5 protein-coding genes are annotated in these 7,043 nt (G+C 65.4%); 1 reads left to right on the forward strand and 4 read right to left on the reverse strand.

Going from position 1 to position 7,043, the window contains the following annotated elements; translation table 11 throughout:
• The 4 genes from holA to ACXJL8_RS29070 all read right to left on the reverse strand — a co-directional run.
• Nucleotides 1-974: DNA polymerase III subunit delta (gene holA, locus ACXJL8_RS29055; RefSeq protein ID WP_456686023.1), on the reverse strand; the 974-nt coding region annotated here is incomplete at its 3' end.
• Nucleotides 975-1,110: 136 nt separating this feature from the next.
• Nucleotides 1,111-1,662, reverse strand: coding sequence for an LPS assembly lipoprotein LptE (lptE, locus tag ACXJL8_RS29060; protein ID WP_456621477.1), 552 nt, complete (start codon nucleotides 1,660-1,662; stop codon nucleotides 1,111-1,113).
• Complete coding sequence (gene leuS / locus ACXJL8_RS29065) at nucleotides 1,649-4,273, reverse strand: leucine--tRNA ligase (protein ID WP_456686024.1); 2,625 nt, start codon at nucleotides 4,271-4,273, stop codon at nucleotides 1,649-1,651. The genes lptE and leuS overlap by 14 nt, the downstream gene beginning before the upstream one ends.
• 253 nt (nucleotides 4,274-4,526) lie before the next feature.
• Nucleotides 4,527-6,224, reverse strand: a complete 1,698-nt coding sequence (locus ACXJL8_RS29070) for a diguanylate cyclase domain-containing protein (RefSeq protein ID WP_456621479.1) — start codon at nucleotides 6,222-6,224, stop codon at nucleotides 4,527-4,529.
• 108 nt (nucleotides 6,225-6,332) lie between these two features.
• Here ACXJL8_RS29070 and ACXJL8_RS29075 point away from each other — a divergent pair, with 108 nt between their 5' ends.
• Nucleotides 6,333-7,022 (forward strand): YggS family pyridoxal phosphate-dependent enzyme, encoded by a 690-nt coding sequence (locus tag ACXJL8_RS29075; protein ID WP_456621533.1) that lies wholly within the window; start codon nucleotides 6,333-6,335, stop codon nucleotides 7,020-7,022.
• Nucleotides 7,023-7,043 lie beyond the last annotated feature (21 nt).

Genomic DNA, 7,043 nt, shown 5'->3' on the forward strand with positions numbered 1-7,043 from the left:
GCCGCGGCGAGCGTGGATTGCTTGCGGGTATCGAGCGCGGCGGTCGCGAGCTGCTCGATGATGGCGGCAAGCCGCGTCACGCTGAAATTGCGCAACGCGGTTTCGACCGCCGGCTTTCGTGAAAAATGCAGCCGCGGAAATCCGCCATCGAGCACGGCGGAGGCGGGTGTGCCATCGGCGATGGCGAGCGCGGATTTGTGCAGCCATGCGGCCTGGCGTTGCGCAGCCGAGATGATCACGCCGGGATAGGTGCCGGCGATCATGGCCTTTGCGAATTCGGTCTCGACGATGTCGGGCCGGCCGGCGAAAGCGCCGTCGACGATCGGGTCGAGCTTCAGCTCGGAGGCATCGGCCACCACGGCCATCACGTCGTCCAGCGTGATCTCGCCCTTGCCGTGGGCGTAGAGCGTGAGCTTGCGCAGCTCGTTGCGCGAGGCCTGGCGGTCGCCGCCGAGAAAGGACATCAGCGCGGCGCGGGCGTCCTGCGCGATGCGCAAATTCGCGATGCGGAGCTCGTCCTCCATCAGCTTCGCCAGATCGCGCTCGGTGTCGGGGTAGCAGCCGATCGCCACGGCGGCCTTGGCGCGCTCGCAGGCTTTGCGCAGCGGCGATTCCGGGCGCAGCTCGCCGGCCTCGATCACGATGCGGCAATCCTTCACGCTCATCTCGGCCAGCGTGTCGACACCGCTGGCAAAGCTGCGCGAGCCGGCCCGCACGCGGATGGCGCGGCGGCCGCCGAACAGCGGCACCGTCATGGCTTCGTCGACGAGACGCGACGGCTCGGCGGAGAGCTCGTCGCCGTCGAGCTTCACCAGCGAGAAGGGATCGTTGGGGTCGTCGACGGCGGAGGCGATCAGCGCATCGGCGCGTTCGCGCACGAGACCGGCATCAGGACCATAGAGCAGGATGATCGGTCGCCCCGCATCGGGCCGGGCCAGGAAGGCGTCGATCTCTTTTCCGCGCAGCGCGACCATGTTGTCTGATACCCGTCATTCCGGGGCGCCTCGTCAGAGGCGAACTACGGTGCGCAATTGCGCACCTGAGAATCCGGAGATTGGAGATCGAGATTCCGGGTTCATGCTTCGCATGCCCCGGAATGACGGAATTGAATCAGGTGCCCGCGGTGAAGAACGCGGCGAGCCGGGTATTGATGTTCTCGGCGATCTCGTTGGCGGCACGATCCTCCGCATCGCGGATGGCGCGGCTGCGGGAGAAGCGCTGGTAGGAGCCGGGCATGTCATAGGACACCCGCGAGAACGTCGTGCCGGTCATCACCGACTGGCCCGTCGCCAGGTTGATCAAATTGTACTGGGCGTCGATGCCGTAATTCTCGCTGGTCGGCAGTCCCGTTGCCTGGCTGACGATCAGGGACGACCGGCCGGAGTTGAAGCGGATCTCCAGGCGGTGGGTCGGCGGCATGCCCGTGGCCGTGCCGTACAGCTTGAAAGCCAGGGCATTGCGGACTTCCACGCCGACCCGGGCTTCGCGGGAGGCATTGGGCTTGGCGATCGGGGGGAGCTCGACCCCCATCAGCTTGTCGCGCAGGCCAGGGGTGCCGTCGCCACGATCGGCATACATCGGCTGGAAGCAGCCGGCCGTCAGCGCCGCCAATGCGGCGACCGCCAGCAGGCGGGCTGCGATGCGGATCCTAGCCGACAACATTCACGATCCTCTTGGGGACGATGATCACCTTGCGGACGGGCTTGCCGTCCAGCGCCAGCTTTACCGCATCGAGGGCCAAAACGGCAGCCTCGATTTCCGGATTCTGGGCCGCTGTTGCAACCGTGACCTCACCCCGCTTCTTGCCGTTGACCTGGACCACCAGGGTCACGCTGTCTTCAACCAGCAAATCGCGTTCGATTTGCGGCCAATTGGCCTCCGAAACCAGCCCGCCATGGCCCAACACCTGCCAGCACTCCTCGGCCAGATGCGGCATCATCGGGGAGAACAGCTGGACCAGGATCTGGCCGGCTTCGCGGATCGCCCAGGCGAGGTCCGGGGTAGGCTGGCCGGGGCGCTGCAAGGCCTCGGACAGGGCATTGGCGAATTCGCGGATGTGGGCGAGGCAGACGTTGAAGTGCAGCCGCTCGATGCCCGTGGTGACCTTGTCCAGGGCGCCATGGGCGGCCTTGCGCAAGGCGGTCGCATCCGGGCCGAACGAGGCCGGCCGCGCCGCGGGCGCGCCGTTGCCGAGTTCCGCCGCCTCGTTCACCAGCCGCCACAGCCGCTGCACGAACCGGGRGGCGCCCTGGACGCGCTCGTCGCTCCAGATCACGTCGCGGTCCGGCGGGGAGTCCGACAGCATGAACCAGCGCGCGACGTCGGCACCGTAGGTCTCGATGATGTCGTCGGGGTCGACCGTGTTCTTCTTCGACTTCGACATCTTCTCGATCGCGCCGATCTGGATGTCTTCGCCCGTGGCCAGCAACGTGGCGCGGCGGCCATTGCCGCCGGTGTCGATCTTGACCTCGACCGGCTGGACGTAGGTGCCGTCCGCCTTCTGGTAGGTCTCGTGAACCACCATGCCCTGGGTGAACATGCCGGCGAACGGCTCATCCATGGCGATATGGCCGGTCGCCTTCATCGCGCGCACGAAGAAGCGGCTGTAGAGCAGATGCAGGATCGCGTGCTCGACGCCGCCGATATACTGGTCGACCGGCATCATCCGGTTGGCGACCGCGGGCGTCGTCGGCGCGTTCTCGTTCCAGGGATCGGTGAAGCGCGCAAAGTACCAGGACGAATCCACGAAGGTGTCCATGGTGTCGGTTTCGCGCTGCGCCTTGCCGCCGCATTTGGGGCAGGTGACGTGCTTCCAGGTCGGGTGATGATCGAGCGCATTGCCCGGCTTGTCGAAGGTCGCGTCGTCCGGCAGCTTCACCGGCAGGTCGGCATCCGGCACCGGCACGACATCGCATTTCGGGCAATGGATGACGGGGATCGGGCAGCCCCAATAGCGCTGCCGCGAAATGCCCCAGTCGCGCAGGCGGAAATTCACCTGCCGCTCGCCAACGGGYGCATTGCCGCGCAGCTCGTTTTCAAGACGTTTCGCGACCTCATCCTTCGCCTGCTCGATGGTCATGCCGTCGAGGAAGCGCGAATTGATCATGCGGCCGTCACCGTCATAGGCGGTGTCGGTGATGACGAACGATTTCGGATCCTGGCCTTCGGGGCACACCACCGGCGTGTTGCCGAGCCTGTACTTGTTGACGAAGTCGAGGTCGCGCTGGTCATGCGCGGGACAGCCGAAGATGGCGCCCGTGCCGTATTCCATCAGCACGAAGTTGGCGACATAGACCGGCAGCTTCCAGCTCGGGTCGAACGGATGGACCGCGCGGATGCCGGTGTCGAAACCCTGCTTCTCCGCGGTGTCGATGACTTCCTGCGCGGTGCCGATCTTCTTGATCTCGCCGATGAACTCGGCGAGCTTGGGATTTTTGGCGGCGGCCGCCTGTGCCAGCGGATGATCGGCCGAGATCGCCATGAACTTGGCGCCGAACAGCGTGTCGGGGCGCGTCGTGAAGATCTTCAGCTCGGTCTCGCCGGCCGGCGTTGTGGCCTGGTCCAGCGCGAAGCGGACCAGCAGGCCTTCGGAGCGGCCGATCCAGTTGCGCTGCATCAGCCGCACCTTGTCGGGCCAGCGGTCCAACCCGTCCAGCGCGGCGAGCAGCTCCTGCGAATACTTCGTGATCTTGAAGACCCACTGGTTCATTTCCCGCTGTTCGACAACGGCGCCCGAACGCCAGCCGCGGCCGTCGATCACCTGCTCGTTGGCGAGCACGGTCATGTCGACGGGGTCCCAGTTGACCTTGCGCTTCTCGCGCTCGGCGAGGCCGGCGCGGAGGAAGTCCAGGAACATCTTCTGCTGGTGCTTGTAGTAGGAGGGATCGCAGGTCGCGATCTCGCGGCTCCAGTCCAGCGACAGCCCGATCGAGCGGAGCTGCTTCTTCATCGCGGCGATGTTGTCGTAGGTCCAGGCTTTCGGCGCGACCTTGCGCTCGATGGCGGCGTTCTCGGCCGGCAGGCCGAAGGCGTCCCAGCCCATCGGGTGCAGCACGTTGAACCCCTTGGCGCGCATGAAGCGGGCCAGCACGTCGCCGAGCGTGTAATTCCGGACATGGCCGATATGGATGCGCCCGGACGGGTAGGGGAACATCTCGAGCACGTAGTATTTCGGCCGCGAATCGTCGTTCTTGGAGACGAAGATCGCCTGTTCGTCCCAGGCAGCCTGCCAGCGCGGTTCGGCGTCGCGGGCGTTATAGCGTTCGGAGGTCATGGAATCGTTGGGTTTTCGTGAGTTCGGGCCGCCTTAAAGAGGGCGGACTAGGCCATAAAAGCCTGTAACGGGTCAATGGGTTGCCGGATTGGGACAGATTCCCCCGTCCCGCGCTCCGGCCGTCCGGTTCACTGCGGAGATGGGTCCATTTTGGTGCCCAATTGACGCGTGGGCGCCAATCGTGCGGGTGCTGGAACCGGGAATCCCACCATCATCGCCAATGCTTTCGACGCGTGAACGCGTTGGCGGCCAGCTAGCCCGCCATCGCGATCGCGGCTGCACCGTTATCGATCACCATGATGCCGTGCTCGACGACATTGTTGCGGCCGCGGTGTTTGGCGGCGTAGAGCGCGGCGTCGGCCGCCTCGATCAGGTCGCCGGGCCGCAAGGTCTCGTTGGGCTTTGTCGCGGCGACGCCGATCGAGACGGTGACGATCATGTGGGCGGAGGTGATGTGCGGCAGGCAAAGCCTCAGCACCGCCGCGCGCACCTGTTCGCCGATCTCGACGGCGCGCGTCACGTCGGTGTTCGGCAGCAGCAGGCAGAATTCCTCGCCGCCATAGCGTGCCGCAAAGCCCATCGTGTCGGCGGCGATGCCGGACAGCGATTCGCCGAGCCGGGTCAGGCAGGAATCGCCTTCGAGGTGGCCGTAGGTGTCGTTGAAGAGCTTGAAGTGGTCGACGTCGATCATCAGCAGCGCGAGGTCGCTGCCATATTGCTGCGCGCGCATCCATTCGAAATCGAGCCGGCTCTGGAAGCCGCGGCGGTTGGCGAGCCCCGACAGCATGTCGATCGATGCCATCACCGTCAGCCGATCGTTGCTCGCGATCAGCTCGCGTTCGCGCTGGCTCAGTTGCGCGGCCATCGCATTGAACGCGCGCGCCAGCGGCACGAATTCGGACGGCAGGCGATTGCGCGCCGCGCGGGCCGACAAATCACCCTCGCCGAGACGCTTGGCCATGTCCGCGAGCATCTCGATCGGCTTGATCACGAGCTTCTCGGCGGCGATCAGCGCGCCGAGCAGGACGAACATGACGACGAAAGCGAGCTGGAGATAGGCGGTGCGGATGTCGCGGCTGACCGCCGCGGACACCTTGTCCTCGTCGATGCTGGCGATCAGGCGGGCGTTGGTGCCGGCGATGCGGATGTAGCTGACCGCGCGGCGGGAGCCGTCGGCGGCGAGGAAAGAGAGTGAGCCCTCGTCCTGGTCCGAACGCAGCGCCCTGTCGGCGATCGCCGACATCAGCGGCATGTTGTCGAGCGGACGGCCGATCGCGCTGTGCTGGTCGGCCGGCGCGGCCAGCACGGTGCCGGCGCTGTCGACCAGCACGGCGGTGATGCCGGCGCGGCCGCCGAGATTGCTCATGACCTTCGACATCCAGTCGAGATTGACCGTTGCCAGCACGACGGCGTCAGCTACGCCGCTGAACGCGGACACCGGATAAACCGCCATGACGGTCGGCGTCGGCACCGGCCGCGACAGGATGAAGTCGCTCAGCACGAAGCGGCCGGTTTCCTGGGCCTGCTGGAAGTAAGGCCGGTCACTGAGGTCGAGGCCGACATACATGTTGTTGGTGGCACACTGGATGCGTCCGTCCTGACCGGCGATCAGAAGCGTGCGGATCCATGGAAGGTTCGACGGCAGGCTCGCGCGCAGCACGTCGCAGCTCTTGCTGATGCCGCCGACGGAGGCGCGGATGAAGGCTTCCGATTTCAGTATGGTCTCGACCGACGAGATCACTTCACGCTGCGCGTCGGCGCTGTGCCTTGCGACGGTGGTGAATTCGGCCGCGGCCTGCGCAATCTGCTTCGTTCGCGTGTCTTCGAGCGAACGGATGCGCTCGAGCATCAAGGGGGCCACCAGAATCACCGCGAGCAACGCAAGCCGCGCCCTGATTCCGAGGACCTGCTTGAGTTTTGCTCGTTTGCGGTTGAAACTGACGCTTGCCATCTTCGCTGCCCACCCCATCGGGCAAGGTAAAGCGAAGGGTTCAAAAACTCTTTCTTGAACTCGGTAAAATTGGACCTACCTCCGCAACAAGCAGTGCTGACCGACATCATGACCGAAGCCAACGCCGCGCCGCTAACCGGGCATTCACCAAACGGGCTCGCCGCCGTCGAGGCGGAAATCGCGCGTGCCTGCAAGGAGGCGCGGCGCGATCGCACCTCCGTAACGCTGATCGCGGTGTCCAAGACCTTCGCCGCGGATGCAATTACGCCGGTTATCGTCGCCGGACAGCGCGTATTCGGCGAGAATCGCGTCCAGGAGGCCAAGGGCAAGTGGCCGTCGTTAACTTCCGCCTACCCCGATATCGCACTGCATCTGATCGGGCCGCTGCAATCCAACAAGGCGAAAGAGGCGGTCGCGCTGTTCGATGCCATCCATTCGGTTGACCGCCCGAGCATTTGCCAGGCGTTAGCCAAGGAAATCGAATCCCAGAAAAAGCATCCCGAGCTCTTCGTCCAGATCAACACCGGCGAGGAGCCGCAGAAGGCCGGCATCGCGCCCGGCGAGGCCGACGCGTTCCTCGCGCGCTGCCGTGACAGCTATGGGCTGACCATCACCGGGTTGATGTGCATCCCGCCGGTCGACGAGCCGCCGGCCGCGCATTTCGCGCTGACCGCCAAGATCGCCGCGCGCAACGGATTGAAGAATCTCTCGATGGGCATGAGCGCCGATTTCGCCACCGCCATCATGCTCGGCGCCACGCATGTGCGCGTGGGGTCGGCGATCTTCGGGCATCGGTGATCGCTGTCGTCTATTTTGGTC

This window comes from Bradyrhizobium sp. P5_C11_2, from assembly GCF_054049755.1.